Annotated in this window: 19 protein-coding genes and 1 pseudogene; 7 read left to right on the forward strand and 13 right to left on the reverse strand. The window is 68.5% G+C overall.

Annotation, left to right across the window (positions count from 1 at the left end; genetic code table 11):
- Positions 1–42: 42 nt before the first annotated feature.
- On the reverse strand, positions 43–381 hold the full coding sequence (locus Q9R39_RS02575) for a hypothetical protein (protein WP_226513736.1): 339 nt from the start codon (positions 379–381) through the stop codon (positions 43–45).
- A gap of 118 nt (positions 382–499) precedes the next feature.
- Here Q9R39_RS02575 and Q9R39_RS02580 point away from each other — a divergent pair, with 118 nt between their 5' ends.
- From Q9R39_RS02580 to Q9R39_RS02595, 4 genes are all read left to right on the forward strand, one after another.
- Complete coding sequence (locus Q9R39_RS02580; protein WP_065631065.1) at positions 500–2,053, forward strand: DNA-3-methyladenine glycosylase 2 family protein; 1,554 nt, start codon at positions 500–502, stop codon at positions 2,051–2,053.
- Positions 2,054–2,136: 83 nt separating this feature from the next.
- Positions 2,137–2,763: a methylated-DNA--[protein]-cysteine S-methyltransferase gene (locus tag Q9R39_RS02585; protein WP_065631066.1), complete on the forward strand. Its 627-nt coding sequence runs from the start codon at positions 2,137–2,139 to the stop codon at positions 2,761–2,763.
- Positions 2,764–2,820: 57 nt separating this feature from the next.
- The gene (locus Q9R39_RS02590; RefSeq protein ID WP_311277053.1) at positions 2,821–4,074 is read left to right on the forward strand and encodes a DNA recombination protein RmuC; all 1,254 of its coding nucleotides are present in this window, start codon (positions 2,821–2,823) and stop codon (positions 4,072–4,074) included.
- A gap of 4 nt (positions 4,075–4,078) precedes the next feature.
- Complete coding sequence (locus Q9R39_RS02595) at positions 4,079–4,984, forward strand: DUF6542 domain-containing protein (RefSeq protein WP_311277054.1); 906 nt, start codon at positions 4,079–4,081, stop codon at positions 4,982–4,984.
- Between the two features lie 3 nt (positions 4,985–4,987).
- On the opposite strand, the gene Q9R39_RS02600 is transcribed toward Q9R39_RS02595, so the two are convergent.
- The 6 genes from Q9R39_RS02600 to Q9R39_RS02625 form a co-directional block, all read right to left on the reverse strand.
- Positions 4,988–5,572 carry a nucleosidase gene (locus Q9R39_RS02600; protein ID WP_159371219.1) on the reverse strand — a complete coding sequence of 195 codons (585 nt, stop codon included), beginning with the start codon at positions 5,570–5,572 and terminating at the stop codon, positions 4,988–4,990.
- A 20-nt stretch (positions 5,573–5,592) separates the two neighbouring features.
- Positions 5,593–6,390 (reverse strand): fructosamine kinase family protein, encoded by a 798-nt coding sequence (locus Q9R39_RS02605; RefSeq protein WP_311277055.1) that lies wholly within the window; start codon positions 6,388–6,390, stop codon positions 5,593–5,595.
- On the reverse strand, positions 6,387–7,310 hold the full coding sequence (locus Q9R39_RS02610) for an SDR family oxidoreductase (protein ID WP_058252469.1): 924 nt from the start codon (positions 7,308–7,310) through the stop codon (positions 6,387–6,389). Before Q9R39_RS02610 ends, Q9R39_RS02605 begins: the two co-directional genes overlap by 4 nt.
- 83 nt (positions 7,311–7,393) lie before the next feature.
- Entirely contained in the window at positions 7,394–8,416 is a 1,023-nt protein-coding gene (locus Q9R39_RS02615) for an N-acetylmuramoyl-L-alanine amidase (protein ID WP_078113691.1), read from the reverse strand.
- A 197-nt stretch (positions 8,417–8,613) separates the two neighbouring features.
- Positions 8,614–9,672, reverse strand: a complete 1,059-nt coding sequence (locus tag Q9R39_RS02620; protein WP_078113692.1) for a GTP-binding protein — start codon at positions 9,670–9,672, stop codon at positions 8,614–8,616.
- Positions 9,672–10,529: a rhodanese-related sulfurtransferase gene (locus tag Q9R39_RS02625; RefSeq protein ID WP_058252467.1), complete on the reverse strand. Its 858-nt coding sequence runs from the start codon at positions 10,527–10,529 to the stop codon at positions 9,672–9,674. Before Q9R39_RS02625 ends, Q9R39_RS02620 begins: the two co-directional genes overlap by 1 nt.
- Positions 10,530–10,725: 196 nt before the next feature.
- Between Q9R39_RS02625 and Q9R39_RS02630 the strand changes: the two genes are divergently transcribed.
- From Q9R39_RS02630 to Q9R39_RS02640, 3 genes are all read left to right on the forward strand, one after another.
- Positions 10,726–11,352, forward strand: coding sequence for a hypothetical protein (locus Q9R39_RS02630; protein WP_311277069.1), 627 nt, complete (start codon positions 10,726–10,728; stop codon positions 11,350–11,352).
- A 265-nt stretch (positions 11,353–11,617) separates the two neighbouring features.
- Positions 11,618–11,962: an Lsr2 family protein gene (locus Q9R39_RS02635; protein ID WP_058252466.1), complete on the forward strand. Its 345-nt coding sequence runs from the start codon at positions 11,618–11,620 to the stop codon at positions 11,960–11,962.
- 91 nt (positions 11,963–12,053) lie between these two features.
- Positions 12,054–13,100: a PHP domain-containing protein gene (locus Q9R39_RS02640; protein ID WP_078113694.1), complete on the forward strand. Its 1,047-nt coding sequence runs from the start codon at positions 12,054–12,056 to the stop codon at positions 13,098–13,100.
- A 37-nt stretch (positions 13,101–13,137) separates the two neighbouring features.
- Here Q9R39_RS02640 and Q9R39_RS02645 read toward each other — a convergent pair whose 3' ends face one another.
- The 6 genes and pseudogenes from Q9R39_RS02645 to Q9R39_RS02670 form a co-directional block, all read right to left on the reverse strand.
- Complete coding sequence (locus Q9R39_RS02645) at positions 13,138–14,232, reverse strand: LLM class flavin-dependent oxidoreductase (protein ID WP_265969172.1); 1,095 nt, start codon at positions 14,230–14,232, stop codon at positions 13,138–13,140.
- A gap of 23 nt (positions 14,233–14,255) precedes the next feature.
- Positions 14,256–15,329: an ABC transporter substrate-binding protein gene (locus Q9R39_RS02650; protein WP_311277056.1), complete on the reverse strand. Its 1,074-nt coding sequence runs from the start codon at positions 15,327–15,329 to the stop codon at positions 14,256–14,258.
- Between the two features lie 32 nt (positions 15,330–15,361).
- Entirely contained in the window at positions 15,362–16,150 is a 789-nt protein-coding gene (locus Q9R39_RS02655) for an ABC transporter ATP-binding protein (RefSeq protein WP_078113697.1), read from the reverse strand.
- Between the two features lie 40 nt (positions 16,151–16,190).
- Entirely contained in the window at positions 16,191–17,036 is an 846-nt protein-coding gene (locus tag Q9R39_RS02660; RefSeq protein WP_396275638.1) for an ABC transporter permease, read from the reverse strand.
- Between the two features lie 127 nt (positions 17,037–17,163).
- Positions 17,164–17,763: a DUF1707 domain-containing protein gene (locus Q9R39_RS02665; protein ID WP_311277057.1), complete on the reverse strand. Its 600-nt coding sequence runs from the start codon at positions 17,761–17,763 to the stop codon at positions 17,164–17,166.
- A 68-nt stretch (positions 17,764–17,831) separates the two neighbouring features.
- Positions 17,832–19,068: pseudogene (locus Q9R39_RS02670) on the reverse strand (serine hydrolase domain-containing protein).
- Positions 19,069–19,111: the final 43 nt, after the last annotated feature.

Here is a 19,111-nt window from a genome sequence, read left to right on the forward strand (position 1 = left end):
CGGCGACGGTCGTACGAACATGTGGTCCGTCCGACGACATGATCAGCGGCGGCGGAATTTCCGTCCGAGGTAGCGAACCAGCGAGTTGATGGCCTCGAGTTCGGCGTCGACCTGGTTGAAGACGACCGGGGTGTCGTCGCGCCCGGCTGGCCCGGCGTCCGATCGCGGCGGGGGCTCGGCCGACGACGGAGCGCATCCGGCGGCCGGGGCGACCCGCTCGGTCCGCGCCGTGATGCCGAGCTCGGTTTCCTCGGCGCAGGCACGCCTGATCGTCTCCGGGCCGTAGAGGCCCATCATCATCTCCAGCCCCCACGCGGGGAGTCCGGACAGGGACTGGTCGTCGTGCCGACTTCTGCGGCGGCCATCGAACCGGGTGGTCATGGCGCCATGCTGCCACAGACATGTAACCCAGATCACACTTTTCGTCCGCTCAGTGGGATGCCGTCGCGATGTCCGATTCCCGCCAGACCGGGACGTCGACGGATGACACAGTGGACGGGTGAGCACAGGCACCGCAACAGAACCCGACACCGGGGGTTTCGCGCCGGACTTCGACCGGTGTTATCGCGCAGTGCAGGCCCGCGACGCCCGCTTCGACGGTCAGTTCTTCGTGACGGTCCGCACCACCGGCATCTACTGCCGTCCGTCGTGTCCGGCACAGACCCCCCGGCCCGCCAACGTGGCGTTCGTCCTCACCGCGGCGGCCGCCCAGCAGCAGGGTTTCCGTGCTTGCCGACGCTGCGCACCCGACGCCGTTCCGGGGTCCCCGCTGTGGAACATCAACGCCGACATGGCGGCTCGCGCGATGCGGCTCATCGCCGACGGCGTCGTCGAGCGCGAAGGGGTCGACGGACTCGCGGCGCGTCTGAGGTATTCACCCCGGCACCTCACCCGCGTGCTGACCCGGCATCTCGGAGCCGGGCCGCTCGCGCTCGCCCGAGCACATCGCGCCACCAACGCCCGCGTGCTCATCCAGTGCACGACGATGCCGATGACCGACGTCGCGTTCGCCGCCGGATTCGCCAGCGTGCGCCAGTTCAACGACACCGTCCGCGCCGTTTTCGGACTCACCCCCACCGAGCTTCGACGCCTGCACAGCCGCAGGAAGGATGCGATCGGCACCGATTCCGCCCCGGGAAGCGTCACCCTGCGCCTGCCGTTCCGCGCGCCCTATCGCTGGCCATGGATGCGCTGGTTCCTGGACGCGCACGCCGTGGCCGGGGTCGAATCCGTCGTCGACGCCCCGGACAGTCCGCACGGCTGGCGTTACCGCCGGGTCCTCGCCCTACCCCACCGAACGGCGTCGGCGGAGGTGGAGCCGCAGGACGACCACGCCGTCGTCGCCCTTCACGGACTGGACATGCGTGACGTGGGGGTCGCGGTCAACCGGATCCGGCGTCTGCTCGACCTCGACGCCGACATCACCGCGGCCGAGGACGCACTGGCCGCCGACGCCACGATGCAGCGGCTGCTGCGCCAGGCGCCGGGCCTCCGTGCGCCCGGCAGCCTCGACCCGGCCGAGACGATCATCCGGACCATGCTCGGTCAGCAGGTGAGTCTCGCCGCCGCGCGCAACCAGGTGAACCGGCTCGTCGAGGCCCTCGGCGAACCGGTCGGCGACGCCTTCGCCACCCCGTCCGAGACGGCGACGACAGTCGACGGTCCGGCGTCGAAGTCCTTCCCGACGCCGGGTGTCATCGCCGCCCGTGGACACGAGGTCCTCCGCGGCCCGCGGCGGCGGATCGATGCCGTGATCGGCGTCGCGGCGGCACTCGCCGAAGGTCGGGTGGAACCGCATGTGGGGGTCGATGCGTCTGATCTTCGTGCCCAGCTTCTCGAGTTGCCCGGCATCGGCCCCTGGACCGCCGACATCGTCACGATGCGAGTCACCGGCGATCCCGACGTCCTGCTCACGAACGACCTCGTGGTCGTCCGGGCTGCCGCCGACCTCGGGATCGATCTGCGGGACACGCGGCACTGGGCGCCGTGGCGCTCGTACGCGACCATGCACCTGTGGCGACACCGACTCGACGCCGCCGGACAGGCCGTGTGACGAGCGGTGAGCAGACTCCGATGACCGGCATCTCGTAGCGATCCCTTCTCCGATCACATCCCAGCGATCCGCAAGGAGCGACAATGTCCGCACCGGCCACCACCCCCGCCACCTCCGGGCCCGACACCCCTGAACCGGGGAGTGCCCAATCCATCGGCCACACAACGACAGTCGGCGGCTACGCCACCGTCACCACTCCCAACGGGGCGTTCACCGTCGTCGCCGATCCCGACCACCGGGTCCTGGCGTCGGGGTGGACCGACGATCCCGCCTACCTGACGGCGCTCGTCCACCGCGCGCTACGACCGGAATCGATCCAGCCGTCCGCCGCGCTCGGCACCATCACCGACGCCGTGTCGGCGTACTACGACGGCGATCTCGCCGCGCCGTCGCGGATTCCGGTCGTCCAACGTTCCGGCGGGACCTTCCTCGGTCCGGCCTGGGACGCCCTGCGCCTGGTCGAGGCCGGGAACCCCGTCACCTACACCCGCTTCGCCGAACTGGCCGGTCAGCCGGCGGCGGTCCGGGCCGCGGCAGCCGCCTGCGCGCGCAACGCGGCTGCCCTGTTCGTGCCCTGCCACCGGGTGAAGCGCAGCGACGGAAGCCTCGGCGGTTTCCGCTACGGCCTGCCCACCAAGCAGTGGCTGCTCGACTTCGAGGCCGGCGCGCGGAGCGGCCCGGACGAGCGGAGCGGTTCCGACGACCGATAGTGCCCGTCGCCCGCGGTCCGGCCGAACTTGTCGGGGGTGTCCGACACCATCGACGACATGACTGCTGCCGCCCTCTCGCTCGTCGTCGGCCTCGCCCTGGGGATCGCCCTGGGCTGGTGGGCGCACGCCGCTCGCAGTGCCGCGACCGTGGCGGCGGCTCGTGCCGAGGTGGAGATGCTGCGCGCCGCGCGCGACGATGTGGCGTCCTCGTTGTCGTGGGCCACCGAGGACGCGGCACGCCGGCAGTCGTCGGCGATCGGCAGTTCGGTTGCGCACATCGTCGAGCCGTTGCGCGCCAACCTCGCGCAGCTCGCCGACGAACTGCGCCGGGTCGAGAACAACCGGATCGGCGCGTACGCCGGACTGACCGAGCAGGTGCGCGGGATCCACTCGGCGTCGATCGCGCTCAACGACCAGACCCGCCAGCTGGCCAACGCGTTGCACAGCCCGCACGCCCGCGGCCGATGGGGTGAGGTCCAGCTCGAGCGCGTGGTCGAGCTCGCCGGCATGACCAAGCATTGCGACTTCAGCACCCAGGTGTCGGTCACCGACCCCGCCGATCCGAACGGTTCGGGAAGCGGCCGGGGTGCCACGACGCTGCGGCCGGACCTCGTCGTCCACCTCGCCGGCGGCCGCGACATCGTCGTGGACGCCAAGGTGCCCCTCGACGCCTACCTGCGGGCGGCCGAGGCCACCGACACGTCCGTTCGCGACAAACTCATCCGCGAACATGCTCGCGCCCTGCGCGCGCACATCGCACGACTGTCTGCGAAGTCCTACTGGTCCGCCTTCGACAACACACCGGAGATGGTGGTGCTGTTCGTGCCCGGCGACGTCGTCCTGGAAGCCGCCGCCCGCACCGACCCCGATCTCCTCGAGTTCGGCTTCGCACGCAACGTCGTCATCGCCACCCCGACCACCCTCATCGCATTGCTACGGACCGTCGCACTGGGATGGCGTCACGATGCGATGGCTCGCGACGCCGCGGTCATCCATGATCTCGGTCTGCAGCTCCATCAGCGGCTCACCGGGGTGCTCACTCACCTCGGCACCCTCGGCACGTCGCTGCAGCGCACGGTCGACGCCTACAACTCGACGATCGGTTCGGTGGACAGTCGCCTCGGCGTCACCGCACGCCGGCTGGCCGAGCTCGACGCGCTGGGCGATGTCCCGGACGCCCCACGACCACCGGTGATCCACGACACCTGCCGCCCGGCGGGGCCGACCGCCCGGCCTGGGACGGCGCCGGAGGCGGCATCGACGCCCCGGTCCGGGGGTGAAACGATTTCTGTCGAGGACCCGGTACCGTGACCATGTGCCTTCCCCGCAACGTCTCCAAACCGCGGTACCACTGGACCAGCAGTCGGTACTGCCCGCGGTCCGCGGTGTGCCGTGGTGGGGCGCCGTTCTCCTGGCCACCGGGATCACGGGCCTCGGTGCGGCCATCGACGCCGGCAGCAACGATTCGCTGGGGTCGATCTACAAGTTCTGCTACCTCGTCGGATGTGTGATCGCCGCGCTGGCGGTGCGTCGTCGTGCCCTGTTCACCGCCGCCGCGCAGCCCCCGCTCATCGCCTTCTTCGTCAGCATCGTCACGCTGTACGGACTCAATTCCGAGCAGGCGTCGTCGGGACTGAAGAGCCTCGTCTTCAATGTCCTGCTCCCCATCGCGGCGGACTTCCCCTGGATGTTGACGACGTTCCTCGTGACCCTGGGGATCGTGCTCGCCCGGTGGTTCCTGACCCGCGAGGCCGCCGAGCCGGCGAAACGCCGGGCCGCGGGTCGCGACAAGGCGGGCCGGACGCCCCCGAGCAGGTCCGCGGCCGGGAGCGGCGATGCCGACCGGCCCTCGGTCCGCGCGGCAACGCATCGTCGCGCCAAGGGAGCCGGCTCGTCCGGAGCCGCCACCGAGGCCCCGTCGGCGTCTCCCGAGAAGAACCGATCGGCAGCGCAGTCTTCGCCCTCCTCGACCAAGGCCGCGCCGGGATCGCGGGCGAAACCGCGTTCGACCGGCGCTCCGGACCGGCCGTCCGCGACGTCCCGCTCGGCGACGAAGGGTTCTCGTACCGCAACGGGCGCACCGCGACCTACTGTCGCCGACCTCGCGGCCCCCGACCTCACGCCGTCGGACGCCACGCCCGCGCCGCGACGCCCGGACATCCCGACGTACGAGTCGGCAACCGACATCCCCCCGGCCGGAGTCGCCGACACGCGGTCCTGAGCCTCAGCTCGCGACGTTGCGTTCCAGCCAACGCCCCAGCCGACGCGCTGCGGCGTCGACGAGCGCGGGCCACTCCATCGCACCCTCGTCCGCGTTGTCGGTGACCGCCTTGATCAGGCGGCAGGGCACGCCGAACTCGGCACTCACGTGGGCGACCGCGCATCCCTCCATGTCGACGAGGTGGGCATGCCGGGCGAGTTCGCGCCGACGAACCGGATCCGCGACGAAGGTGTCCCCGGACGCCAGCACCGTTCCGTCGCCGCCGGGTAGCTCCCAGCGGTCGGTCATCTCATAACCCATCGCCCGTAGTTCGGCGCTGCTGATGTCGTGCTCGAGCACGGCCGACGGGAGGAACAGACCCAACTCGGCGTCGCCGCTCACACCGTCGCGCAGGGCCCCCGCGGTACCGATGTTGATGACCTCGGAGACCGGCGCCCCGCCGGCGAGTTCCCGGCTCAGCGCCATCGTCGCGCGCACCTTGCCGATGCCCGTCACGAGCACCCGCATCCCGGGCGGCACATGTCTGGCCTCGGCCCGCGTCGCCGAGACGACGAGGACACCGGGTCGGGGCAGCGCGTTGTGAGTCACGCCGACGATTATGGCGTGTGTCAGCCGCGGGCGAGCGCGGCGGACGCCCGCGCCGCGCGGCCCAGCGACGAGCCGTATCCGGGTCCGTGGCCGGCCGCGTGCACGGCGAGCGGATGCAATTGGTGGACGTCGACGCGGTCCTGCCAGCCGGGGACGAGCGGGTGCTCGTCTCGATAGCCGTCGAGGACCGCATCGAGGTGCGGGCACCCGAACAGTGCGAGCATCGCCAGATCGGTCTCCCGGTGACCGCCGTGCGCGGCCGGGTCGATCATCACGACGCCCCGCGGAGTCCACATCACATTCCCGTTCCAGAGGTCGCCGTGGATGCGTGCCGGCCCCTCGTCGTCGTCGAACACGCCGTCCGCGATCAGGGCACATGCGTCGCGGACCGCGTCCTCGTCCTCGGTCGTGAGGTTCCCGGCCGCGCGTGCCGGGGCCAGATACGGTTCCACCCGTTCCCGGACATAGAACTCACCCCACGACCGGTATTCGACCGAGCTCAACTCTCGGCGACCGATGAACAGCTGACCGGAGAACGGTGTTTCGTCCGCATCGGCAGGCGGGGAACCGAACTGCGGGGCGCCGGCGTCATGCATCCGAGCGAGCGCGGCCCCGAACTCCCGTGCCGCTCCGGGCGATGGCCGACCGCGTTCGAGGCGTTCGAGCTCGATGGCGTCTTCGCTCACCGAGATCACCTGTACGACAGGCGCTCCCGACGCCGACAGCCAACGCAACCCGGCGGCTTCGGCCGCGAAGAAGTCGGGATGACCGCCCCGCGGGCCGCTCTCGCGCAGCGTCTTGGTGAAGGCGGGACTCACCGGGAGGAATGCTCGTCGGTCGCCGTCGCCTCGAGACTCTTCGCACTCACTCGCGCGAGCCGGTCGAAACGATCGTTGGCGACTCGCATCGCGATCTCATACGGCAGTGCGAACTTTCGCGCCCACCAGTACCCGAACCGGATGTCGAACGAGGTGTAGACCATGAAGCGGTTCTTGCGAATCCCGGTCAGGATCGCCGCCGCCGCCACGTCGGGCGACACCGCGACCTTGTGAAATCCGTTGATGGCGGCCTTGACCCGCGGGTTCTCGCGGTCGATGCCGACGATCTCCACGGAGTCGACCAGCGGCGTGTCCACCCCGCCGGGGCACACCAGCGACACCCCGATCCCGTGACGCCGCAGATCGAATCGAAGAACCTCCGACACGCCCCGCAGCCCGAACTTGCTGGCGCTGTATGCGGCGTGCCACGGCAGCGCCAACAGGCCGGCGGCCGACGACACGTTCACGATGTGTCCGCCGCGTCCTCGTCGGATCATCTGCGGCACAAAGTTTTCGATGATGTGGATCGGCCCCATCAGGTTGACGTCGACCAGCTTCCGCCAGTGCCGGTGTTCGAGATTCTCCACCGTTCCCCACGCCGAGATCCCGGCGATGTTCATCACCACGTCCATGACGCCGACCTCGGCGTCGACCTGGCGGGCGAACCCGGCCACCCAGTCGAAGTCCGAGACGTCCCCGGCCACGTGGTAGAGGACCGTTCCGTCGGCCGCGGTGATGGCCGCGACGACCTCGTCGAGCTGATCCGCGTGCAGGTCGGTGAGCACCAGTTCGGCGCCCCGGGCAGCGGCGGCCTGGGCGGTGGCCCTGCCGATTCCGCTCGCCGCACCGGTGATGAGGACCTTGCGGCCACGCAGCGACGGCACCGGGGTGTCCATGAACAGCAGCTCTCTGAGACCCATGACGCGAGGTTAGCCGTCCGCCGCGGCGGACCTCAGCCGATCGACGGATCGCCCACGCCGGATCGGGCCGCGCGCCGGCGACGTCAGCCGATCGGCAGTTTCCCGTCGAAGAGCGCGTAGACGATGGTCAGCATCGCCTTGAGCACTTGTGCGGACACGTCCTGGCCCTGGGTCATCAGCAGCCGCGCCACGGCTTCGGGGTCCTCGGTGGCGAGGAGCTGCTCGACGAATGGGATGACCGAGGACAGTCCGCTGGCGTCGTCCGTCGGCACCGACGGCGCCGGGCCCGCTCCGGTGGCGGCGTTCCCGTTGACGTAGTTCAGGATGCCGTCGGTGATCGCCATGGCGTACTTGACCTGACCGTCCCGGCCGGCGAGCGCCTTGGCCTCACCGGGGTTGGCGAGGTTGCCCATCTCGATGAAGACCGCCGGGACCTTGGTCAGGTTCACCGCGGCGATGTCCGGACGGGTCTGGATGCCGTCGCGGACACCGGCGTAGTTCGCCGAGGGGAACCCGGCCTTGACGAAGGCGTCGCGCATGGTGGTCGAGGCCTTGCGTCCCTCGCCGAACTGCACGCGGTCGACGGTGGCATCCGGGACCGGCAGCGACGGCACGATCATGTGGAAGCCCTTCTTGGACTCGTCGGCTCCCCGCGCCGTCGAGTCGGCATGAAGGCTGACCGCGACCGCGGCGCCCGAGCGGCTGGCGGCGGCGGCGCGTTCGTCCACACAACCGCCCCAGCCGGTGTCGTCCGGCCTGCTCAGGACCACACGAGCCCCCTGGCTCTCGAGGCCGGCCTTCACGAGTTGCCCGATCTGCCAGTTGACCGTGTGCTCCTTGGCGCCGTTCACACCGGTCGCGCCGCTGGTCTGGCAGTCCTTCTTGCCACCGCGCCCGTCCGGCACCTGTGCCCTGAGGTCGTGACCGGCGGCCGAGGCCTGGTGACCGGGGTCGAGGAAGATCGTCTTCCCCGCCAGTGCCGTCCCGCGGGCGGGGGCCGCTTCGGCGGGTGCCGCGGCCACATTCGAGGCGACCGCCATCGACGTGGCGGCCACCATGGCGAAGCCGATCGTGGCAAGGCGTTGGGCTGTCGTCTTTCGGAACATTGCGCTGTCGAGGCCGCGACGCGCCGAGGCGCTGGTCACTTGCCTCACTCCCTCCCGTTGAGTACCACTGGTCACACTGGTCACAGACATAACAGTGAAACAAACGAATGCGGGATTCCGAAATGGTCGTCCTGGGACAACGGCATTTCGTTAGGGAGCTGTGACCTCTCCGATCGGCGTGTCGAGCGTGTCGCGGGTCAGTCCGCCAGGTGCCGCAGGATTCCGAGGATGCCGTTCTCGTCCGCAGCGCCCTCCGGTCGGGCGACGGCGGCCTCCAGCTCGGCGCGCACGGCCGCCTCGTCGAGACCGCGCCCGATCGCGACGAGTTCGGTGGCCGGACGCCGCCCTTCCCAGGATTCACGCATCACGCGCACGAAGCCGCCGACTCCGTGCACGACGAACCGCTGCCGATGCCTCGGTTCGTCGAAATGGACGATTCCCTTGATCCGGAAACACCCATTGGGCGGACGTTCGAGAAATCGCGCCAGGCGCCGCGGATCCATCGGCCGGTCACTGGAGAACGACACCGACTCGTATTCAGCGTGCAGATGCTCGTGGTCAGCGTGACCCGCGTCGTCGAGCAGCAACTCGTCGAAAGCCATCTGGCCGGACCGAGCCTGCGCGACGTCGCGCTGAACGACATCGAACAGGAGCGCCGGATCGATCGCGGCATTCCGGGTCGCCACCCGCGGTGCGGTCGCATTGAGTTGTGCGACAAGCTCTTCGACGACGCGTCGGGACTCATCCGGGATCAGGTCGACCTTGTTGACGAGCACCAGGTCGGCGATCGCGACGTGCGAGTCCAGCTCCGGATGCGTACCGCGCACCTCCTCGACGTGCGCGGAGTCGACCACGTAGACCAGTCCGCCGTAGCGGAGTCGTGCGTCCGCCACCGACGTCACCATCCGGATGAGCGCTTTGGGTTCGGCGATCCCGCTCGCCTCGATCACGATGGCGTCGATCCCCGCGCTCGGACGAACCAGCGAGGTGAGCGCGTCCGCGAGGCCGTCGGTGTCGACGGTGCAGCACATGCACCCGTTCCCGAGGCTCACCGTGCCGTCCGCCTGCGCCGAGACGAGCAGCGCGTCGATGTTCACCTTGCCGAAGTCGTTGACCAGCACGCCCAAACGGGTGCCGGTGCGCCCGGCAGACCGCAACAGATGATTGAGCAGTGTCGTCTTTCCCGAACCCAGATACCCGGCCACCACGACGACCGGAACCGGACCGCGGCGATCGGGGGTCTTCGCAGCGCTCATCACCGGCGGTCGGGTTCCAGACAGTCCGCACAGATCACGGCGAGGTCGCGGCCGTCCCGATCGGGGTGATTGGCGACATTGCTCGTCGGACGACGGCATTCGACGCAGCGGCCGAGCACCTCCGCGTGGTCGGAGAACTCCACGCCCATGCGGTCGTCGAAGACGTAGAGCGAACCCTGCCAGAGCCCGTCGTCGCCGTACCGCTCGCCGTAACGCACGATGCCACCGTCGAGTTGGTAGACCTCGGCGAACCCGCGGTTCCGCATCACCGTGCTGAGGACCTCGCAGCGCACGCCGCCCGTGCAGTACGTGACGATCGGCCGGTCCTTGAGATGATCGAACGCGCCGCTCTCGATCAACGGCACGAAGTCCCGGGTGGTCCGCGCCTTGGTCGTGACCGCGTCGGCGAATCGCCCGACCTCTGCCTCGATCTCGTTGCGCCCGTCGAAGAAGACCACGTCGTCGCCGCGGGCGTCCACGAGCTCGTGCACCTGCTCCGGACTCAGCCGGGTTCCGGTGCCGACGACCCCGTTCTCGTCGACCTCGATCTCGTCCGGAACCCCGAAGGTCACGATCTCGGGCCGGACGCGCACGCTCAACCGCGGGAAGTCCCGGCCCGTGCCGTCGGACCATTTGATGTCCGCCCCCGCGAACCCGGGGTACGCGCGGGTCGTCCTGACGTAGCGTTTGACCGCGGCGATGTCGCCACCGACGGTGCTGTTGATCCCGTGGCGTGACACGATGATCCTGCCCCGGACCCCGAGCGACTCGCACACCGCCAGCTGCCACAACCGGATGGCCTCGGGATCGGGCAGCGGAACGAAGACGTAGAACAAGACGATCTTGGGGGTCGGCACAGTGCAAGGGTACGGAAATCGGCGACCCCGCCCCGAATCCACATCACGGTCCCGCGACCGCCGATTTCTGCGCGTGATCTGCGCAACCGCGGCAATCGGGACTCTGACCGTTTCGGTCGCACTCGCCGGATGCTCCCTGCCGTCGGACTCCGGCCCGTCCCGAATCGTCATTCCGCCCACCGACGAGTTGTCGACGGTGACCGAAATCGAGTCCTCGTCGACGACATCGACCACCGGCGAGGACTCGGCGCGGAATCTGCCCGACTGGACAATCGGGCGAGTCGTCGCAATGGCACCACGCGTCGACAACTCGCGTTTCCACCAGGGCTCGGTGACGGAGGATTCGCCGCTGCAGGACTCGTCCGGTTTCCATTTCTCGACGCCGGATCGGGCGGTGAATTGCTCGACCGGTACCAACGGTTCGTCGGCCCTCGCCTGTCGGATCGATGAGGATGCGGACGACGATTCCTCGGCGGAACGCCCGTCGTCCGACTCGGGCGCCTGTGACTGGGCCCGCGATTATGCCGTCCTGGGACCGGATGGACCGCAGCGCGGTGCGTGCGCCAATCGATATCCCGTTCTGTATCGCAGTTCGATTGTCGACTTCGGTCGCACAATTTCGATATCACGATTCTCTTGTCTCGTTGAGACCGTCGGAATGTTCTGTCTCGAATCGCGTTCTCAATCAGGATTCGCAATCACCCCGAACGGTTACCAAACCATCTATGCAGCAGATCGGGCGCCCGAAGCGTTGGTGAGCGTGTCGCCCGAGGAATCGGACGAATCGTCCCGGCGGACGACCGGGACTGTGCCCACGAGCTAGACCACACCTACTTCGAACCGGACCGCCACTGCGCGTAACCCGCCGTCGAGACCAGCATGGATCCGACTTGTCAACAAACGGACGTGTCTCGACTTCCCTAACGCTATTCAATGATTTATGGTCTAGGCGGGGGTTCTCAGCAAGTACTCATGGTTTGAGGCTAAGCTGTGCACAGTTGGAATAGATCAAAACGGGGGGACGCAGGTTTTCGGGCCTTGCACGTCCGTCTTGGTCGGATGACACAATTCGAGGGGACAAGCAATTCATGGCGAAAAAGGAAATCGTTCAGGTCATCGACGATCTCGACGGTAAGGTGCTGGATCAGTACGAAACCGTCCGGTGGTCACTCGATGGAAAGAACTACGAGTTCGACACTTCGTCGAAGCACGCGCAGCAATTCCGCGATTCGCTGTCGAAGTACCTCGACATCTCCCGCCAGACCGGTCGCGTGACCAAGCGCACCGCAACGGCGTCGACTGCGACCGGGGGCGGACGCAACAAGGAGACCACCAAGGCGATTCGCGAGTGGGCCATCCGCGAAGGTTACGAACTGAGTGATCGCGGTCGCATCCCACAGAGCATCATCGAGGCCTTCGAAGCCGCACACTGATCGGTCAGACCTGACCGTCATCACACATGAGACCTGTTGCCCGGCCGCCTTTCGCGTGCCGGGCAACAGGCGTTGAAAGGGCTGTTCGCCGATGAGGCCCCTGACCCCGCTGTCGGCTCCGGTGGACCCGATTCGCGCACTCGAGCGCATCTCGTGGCTGCTCGAGCGGCGTCGGGAGAGCACGTACCGCGTGGAGGCCTTCCGCCGCGCCGGGCAGGCGGCCGCCGGACTCGACCCGTCCGCGCTACACGCGCGGGCTGCCGCCGGCACTCTCACCGCGATCAAGGGAATCGGCAAGACCACCGCGGCGGTCATCGCCGAGGCCGCCGACGGTGAGCTACCGGGGTACCTCGCACGTTTGCAGGGCGAAGATCCACCCCTCGCCCCCGACGGCGCCGAGGGCCTCGTCGAGGCCGTGGTCGGCGACCTGCACGCCCACACCGACTGGAGCGACGGCGGCGCGCCCATCGACGAGATGGCCGCGGCTGCGGAGGCCTCCGGCCACGACTGGCTCGCGATCACCGACCACTCGCCGCGCCTCACGGTCGCGAACGGACTGAGCGCGGAACGGCTCGCCGCCCAGATCGAGGCGATCGACAACTGGAACACCGGTCACAGCAGCCACTTTCGTCTCTTCCGTGGAATCGAGATCGACATCCTCGACGACGGCACGCTCGATCAGACCGACGAGATGGTCTCCCGGCTCGACGTCGTGACCGCGTCCGTGCACTCCAATCTGCGCATGGCGCACGACGCCATGACCGACCGGCTCATCGCCGCGGTCTCTGATCCACGGGTGCACGTCCTCGGCCACTGCACCGGCCGGCGAGTGCTGAGCGGGCGCGGCCACCGCCCGCCCTCGACCTTCGACGCCGAGGCCGTGTTCGCCGCCTGCGCGGCCCACGACACCATCGTGGAGATCAACTCCCGTCCGGAGCGGGTCGACCCGCCCGACGAACTGATCGAGATCGCCGACGACGCGGGCTGCCTGTTCGCGATCGACTCCGACGCCCACGCACCCGGGCAACTCGACTTCAAGATCCTCGGCGCGCGGCGGGCCGTCGACCACGGCATCGACCCCGACCGGATCGTCACGACATGGTCGTCGGACCGGTTGTCGGAGTGGCTCGCCCGCTGAGCTGTCCCGGTGGGGGCCCGAGCGGTCCAGAACGCTGTCAGCTCAGGGCGTCGACCCGGTCTCGGATCACCGGCAGCACGCCTTCGGCGAACCAGTGCGCTTCCTCGATGTGCGGATAGCCCGACAGGATGAAGTGGGAGAAGCCCTCGGATTCGTACTCGCCGATCAGCGCCGCGACCTCGTCGTAGCTGCCGACGAGCGCGGTGCCGGCTCCCCCACGGATGAGCCCGACCCCCGCCCACAAGCCGGGATGGATCTCGAGCGCATCGCGACGTCCGCCGTGGAGTTCGGCCATCCGACGCTGACCGGTCGAGTCCGAGACCGAGTGCAGGGCGAACGCGGTCTCGATCTCGTCGTCGGAGATCCCCTGCAGCAGTGTGTCGGCGACCCGCCACGCCTCCTCGGAGGTCTCGCGGGCGATGACATGCAGCCGCACACCGTATTCGAGCGACCGGCCGACCGCCTCGGCGCGTCGCGCCACCTCCGCGATCTTCTCTCCGGCCACCGCTGGCGGCTCGCCCCACGTGAGGTAGACCTGGGCACGCGAGGCCGCAACGGTCAGTGCCGGGTCCGACGACCCGCCGAAGTAGATCCGCGGTGGATCGGTCGGCGGATCCGCGAGGAACGCCCCGGCGATCCGGTAGAACTCTCCGTCGAAGTCGACGGTCTCACCGGACCAGAGCCGGTCGACGATCTGCACGAACTCGTCGGTGCGCGCGTAACGGCGGTCGTGGTCGACCCAGTCACCGAACCGGCGTTGCTCGACCTCGTCACCGCCGGTCACGATGTTGACCGCGATCCGTCCACCCGAGAATCGCTGGAGCGTCGCCGCCTGCTGTGCGGCCAGGGTCGGCGAGATCAGCCCGGGGCGGAATGCGACGAGGAAGGTCAACTGCTCGGTGTGGGTGATCGCGGCGGCCGTGGTCAGCCACGCGTCCTCACACCAGGTTCCGGTCGGGGTCAGGACACTCTCGTAGCCGAGCCGATCGGCGGTGCGTGCGACATCGATCAGGTACGGCAGGTCTGGCGCACGGTAACCCGGAGGGTGCCGTTTCGTCGCCGATGCATGTGAGGCTCCGACGATCCCGCGGCTGTCACCGGCGGTCGGCAGAAACCAATGGAAATGGCTCATGGGCGTGTTCCCTTCTCGCACCACTAGGACTGGGGCGTGCCGAACAGCGGTGCCAGGGCCTCGTCGTAGCGGTTGTCGACGAACTTTGCGAAATCGACCTGCCCCTGGAGTTGCCCGGAGTCGGCGAAGGCATCGGCGAGCTCCTGCTCCGACGCCACGACGCTGTCGTCGAGTGCGATCGCGGGTCGAAGGCTGCGGCCCTGGGCGATCGCGCCGGCCCGCGGGTCGATCCCGACCTCGGCGGAGTACTGCTCGGCCCACTCTTCCGGGTTGGCCTTGGCCCAGTTGGCGGCCCGCGCGATCCCGAGCGCCAGTTCCCGTACCGCGGTGTTGCGACGCGGGTCGGCCAGCGCCTCGTCGCCCGCGATCCCGAAACCGTAACCGTTCGAGACGCCTTCGGCCGTGACGAGCGTCTTCGGGTTGTTCTCGAGCTGGACGATCGCGGTGTACGGGTCCCAGATCGCCCATGCGTCGACGTTCCCGGAGGTGAACGCGGACAACGCATCCGCGGGCTGAAGGAAGACCGGTTCGACGTCCTTGCCGGGCCCCAGGGTCAGATTCACCTTGTTCAGTTGCAGCAGCAGATGTCCGTGGGCCGAGCTGCCCTTCGCCACGGCGACCTTCTTGCCCTTGAGGTCGGCGACCGAGGCCAGTGTCGACGTTCCCGGGATCAGGATCGCGTCGCCGCTGGCGTTGTTCGCGTACCCGGTGACGATCTTGACCTTCGCGTTCGCGGCGGCGCCGAAGATGGGCGGCGTGTTCCCGGTGACCGCGAAGTCGATCTTGCCTGCGGTCGCGGCCTCGATCTGCGGCGGGCCGGAGGTGAAGGTGGAGAACTCGACGGTGAACGGGAGCTTCTCGAGTTCGCCCGAGGCGCGCAGCAGCGCTTCGGTGCCGCCCTTCTGGTCTCCGACACGGAGGGTGAGGTCCTGCAGTGAGGCGACGTCGACCGTCTCGTTTGCGATCGATTCGGCGGTGTCCTCCCGCTGGACACAGCCGGCGAGGCCCAGGGTCAGGGCGGCGGTGGCCAGCACGGCGGCGAGCACACGGCGCCGTCGGGGCCGGGATGCGCGCACGGAAAGATGGTGGTGTGTCATCGAGATCGGCTTTCGGTCAGGAAACGGGAGGGTCAGCGCGCCGGATCGGCGACGCCGAGTGCGGTCAGCAATTCGGCTCGCAGGCGCGGGATCTCGGAGTCGAGATCATCGACGTCGCCGGCCTGACGTGGACGGGGCACGGTGAGGTCTTCGACGATCTCGCCACCGGCCAGGACGACGACGCGGTCGGCCAGCCGCAACGCCTCGTCGACGTCGTGGGTGACGAGGAGTGCACCGAACCCGTTGTCGCGCCACAGCGAGATGAGCAGTTCGTGCATCGTGCGTCGGGTGAGGGCGTCGAGTGCGCCGAACGGCTCGTCGAGCAGCAGCAGTTGCGGACGGGCCACGAGCGCACGGGCGAGCGAGACCCGTTGCGCCTGACCACCCGAGAGTTGCGCGGGCCACGCAGCCGTCTTGTCGCTCAGGCCGACCTCGTCGAGGGTGCGGCGCGCGCGTTCGCGGGCCTGTGACTTGCCGACCTTCTCGCGCACGAGGCCGAAGGCGACGTTCTGTAAGACGGTGCGCCAGGGGAAGAGTCGCGGTTCCTGGAAGGACACCGCCGGGTGACCGGCGGTCCGGACGCTACCCGACTCGGTCTGCGACAGGCCCGCCAGCAGGCGAAGCAGCGTCGACTTGCCGCTGCCGCTGCGTCCGATGAGCGCGACGATCTCGTGCGCCCCGACCCGTAGGGTCACGTCCCGCAACACGAGATTGTCCCCGTAGCTCAGGCTCGCGTTCTCGACTTCCGCGGCGTATCCGGCGGGGTCGACCAGGTCGTCGGCGGACGGGACCTCGAGATCGCGGGTGGCGATGGCGGTCATGGTAGGGCCTCCTGGACTCGGGATGTGCGGGTTGGGGGCGTCACCGGTTCTGGTATCGGGTCGTGTAGCGCTCCAGCGCACGCACGATGGCGTCGGTGATCAAACCCAGTGCGGCGTAGACGATCAGGCCGAAGAAGATGATGTCGGTGCGCAGGAAGTCGCGCGCGTTGTTGATCAGGTATCCCAGCCCGGACGTGGCCGCGATCTGCTCGGCGACGATGAGGCTGAGCCATGCGATCGCCAGGGCCTGGCGCAGACCGACCAGGATCTGCGGCATGGCACCCGGGATGATGAGATCGCGGATGGTGGTCAGCCGCGAGAAGCCCAGCACGCGAGCGGTTTCCACCAGGCGGCCGTCGATCTGGCGAATCGCGGCGGAGGTGTTCAGGTAGAGGGGGAACAGCGCGCCGAGGGACACGAGCAGCACCTTGGGCATCTCGCCGATGCCGAACCACAGGATGAACAACGGGATCAGACCGAAGAGCGGAAGTGCGCGTATAGCCTGCATGTTCGGGTCGATGGCCGAGTCGGCGAACTTGCTCAGGCCGACCAGCAGGCCCAGACCGATCCCAACCGCGACGCCGATCGTCAGTCCGATCGCGACCCGCTGCGCCGACGCCGCGATGGCGTCGAGGAGTTGTCCGTTGTTCAGGACCTCCCACCCGGCCTCGGCGATCAGCGACGGTGCGGGCAGCTTGTCCTGCGGGATGATCCCCAGTGCGCTGCCCACCTGCCAGAGCACGAGAACGGCGATGGGTGACAGCGCGCGCAGGATGGTGTGCAGCCGGCACGACCGGCCCGCCTTGGCCGATGGGGAGTCGGACGACCCCGGGTCCACCGCCCGCGGATCGCCGGGCGCGCTGATACTGAGTGTTCGGTCGGCCACGTGCGGCAACGTTACGAATCGGGAAACACTCGCGACACCGTTGAGTTCAACGTGAGCACAAGTAGGAAACCCGCCCAGCGTTCGCGTAACGGCGAGCGGTCAGCCCCGGTCGATACCGTTCGATGCGTCAGCTCCGTTTGATGACGATGCCGGTCATCCCCGACGCCGACCCCGTCAGCTCGATCACCGGTCCGCCCGGACGCGTCGGTGCGCCGGCCTTGTCCTTCACCTTCGACCATCCGGAGAGTTGGAGGTCGCCGTACCTTATCTCCTGATCGGGGCCGATCCGGAGCTTCACCGTGGTGATGGAGACCTGCAGCTGCAGGATCGCCGACGGCCCGGGGAACGTCGCATGGGTGAAGTCCATGTCGACGGTGCCCATGCTGCCGGTGACCAGCGTCGACGGCGGAACATGCCACGTGCCCTTGCGTCGAACCGTCTCCCACTCGGCCGCGAGGTGCACGGGCCCGGCCGAAGGGACGGCGACGGCCGGGGTCGCGGCTACGGCCTGGCCCGGCTCGTTGAACAGGCGACCGGCGTTCGGCAGGTGTTCCAGGACGGCTCGCAGGTCTGCGCGGGTCTTGGCGGCGTACACCAGACCGGACCGGTCCTCGAACTCCGCGATCTCCAGATATCCCGACGAGAAGGCGTCGTTGAGAAGAGTCACGGCCCGTTCGCGTTCCGGGTTTCCGACCCGTAGATCGTCGTCGGGGAGGCGGTCGACCATACCTGCCACCTTATGGCACCCGCGCTGGGTGGGTTTTCGCAGCACGACGGCCGGGGCTCGCGGCGGCGTCAGTTCCGCGGGATCGGTGGCGCGGAGTCGGGGGCCATCAGGGCGCCGATCTGCGCGAAGATCGGATTGCCGCCGTTGGCGTACGAGCCGTCCGGACCGAACGCCTCGGCGTCGTAGGTCACCGCCACCGCGATGGCGATCTTCTCTGACGGGAGATACCCGACGACCGCCGCGTAGCCCGTTGAACAACGGGTTCTGCACGATCCAGCCGCCGGTCAGCACGACTCCCATGCCGTAGGTGTACTCCTCGTTCATCGGCCGGCACGTCGAGCAACCGGCCAGCGGACGCGCCACGCCGCGAAGCCGGGTGGAGACCATGGTGTCGTAGCCCTCGGCCGACAGCGCCTCCCCCGCGAAGAGTTTCCGGGCCGTCGCCTCGACGTCGTAGATGTTCGACGTCTGGATCGCACCGCGGGTGATGCTCCACGACGGGTTCCAGCCGGTCGTCTCCTCGTAGAACGGCGTCGACGGTGGAGGGTTCAGAATCCCGCGGCGTTCCGACGAGTAGGCATGCAGTGCGGGTTCCGGGATCACCGCCGTCAGATCCGACACCGTGTTGTCGAGGTCGAGCGGCTCGGAGATCCGCTGCCGGAGTAGATCCGCGACCGATTCACCGGTGATCTTCTCCAGCACGAGGCCGAGGATCACGTAGTTGGTGTGCGCGTAGCTCCAGTTCGTCCCCGGCGCGTAGAGCAGCGGCTTGTTCACCGCGTAGGACAACATCTCGTCGGTCGTCCACGCCTTGAACGGGTTCGTCAGCTCCTCGATCTCGAACGCGTCGTTGCCGAGCACATAGTCCTGGTACCCCGACGTCATCGTCGCCAGTTGCCGGAGGGTGACCCGGTCGCTGTTGGGGATCTGGGGCACCCATGTCGCGATGATGTCGTCGAGGGCGACCGCCTTCTCGTCGACGAGTTGCAACAGCACCGCCGCGACGTAGGCGATGGCGACCGACCCGTTGCGGAAGTGCATGTCCGCGGTGGCGGGTACACCGGTCTGCGACTCGCCGAACGCCTTGGTGGTCACCTCCTGGCCGTCGTCGGTGACACGCACGATCACCGACTTGAGGTGTTGGGACTCCATCAGTCCTTCGACGATCTACTCGATCTGCGCCGCCTGCTGCGGGTTGGACGACGACGCCTACGAGGACGCGGGTTCGGCACCGCCCCCGGTGCCGCACGCCGCCAGAACGATCGCGAGGACCGCGGCAATCAGCATTGACCAGCGCTTGTGCATTGTCGAATTTTCACGGGCGCCGAACCCCTGTCGGCGACTTCGT

Source organism: Gordonia sp. AC31, from assembly GCF_031844505.1.
GTDB lineage: Bacteria > Actinomycetota > Actinomycetes > Mycobacteriales > Mycobacteriaceae > Gordonia > Gordonia hongkongensis.

Bases quoted from the DNA above. Each gene is read 5' to 3' on its own strand.
- Q9R39_RS02635 (WP_058252466.1), top strand. From the start codon at position 11,618: ATGGCGAAAAAGGAAATCGTTCAGGTCATCGACGATCTCGACGGTAAG.
- Q9R39_RS02650 (WP_311277056.1), bottom strand. From the start codon at position 15,329: ATGACACACCACCATCTTTCCGTGCGCGCATCCCGGCCCCGACGGCGC.
- Q9R39_RS02645 (WP_265969172.1), bottom strand. From the start codon at position 14,232: ATGAGCCATTTCCATTGGTTTCTGCCGACCGCCGGTGACAGCCGCGGG.
- Q9R39_RS02665 (WP_311277057.1), bottom strand. From the start codon at position 17,763: ATGGTCGACCGCCTCCCCGACGACGATCTACGGGTCGGAAACCCGGAA.
- Q9R39_RS02575 (WP_226513736.1), bottom strand. From the start codon at position 381: ATGACCACCCGGTTCGATGGCCGCCGCAGAAGTCGGCACGACGACCAG.
- Q9R39_RS02615 (WP_078113691.1), bottom strand. From the start codon at position 8,416: ATGTTCCGAAAGACGACAGCCCAACGCCTTGCCACGATCGGCTTCGCC.
- Q9R39_RS02610 (WP_058252469.1), bottom strand. From the start codon at position 7,310: ATGGGTCTCAGAGAGCTGCTGTTCATGGACACCCCGGTGCCGTCGCTG.
- Q9R39_RS02585 (WP_065631066.1), top strand. From the start codon at position 2,137: ATGTCCGCACCGGCCACCACCCCCGCCACCTCCGGGCCCGACACCCCT.
- Q9R39_RS02590 (WP_311277053.1), top strand. From the start codon at position 2,821: ATGACTGCTGCCGCCCTCTCGCTCGTCGTCGGCCTCGCCCTGGGGATC.
- Q9R39_RS02655 (WP_078113697.1), bottom strand. From the start codon at position 16,150: ATGACCGCCATCGCCACCCGCGATCTCGAGGTCCCGTCCGCCGACGAC.
- Q9R39_RS02620 (WP_078113692.1), bottom strand. From the start codon at position 9,672: ATGAGCGCTGCGAAGACCCCCGATCGCCGCGGTCCGGTTCCGGTCGTC.
- Q9R39_RS02640 (WP_078113694.1), top strand. From the start codon at position 12,054: ATGAGGCCCCTGACCCCGCTGTCGGCTCCGGTGGACCCGATTCGCGCA.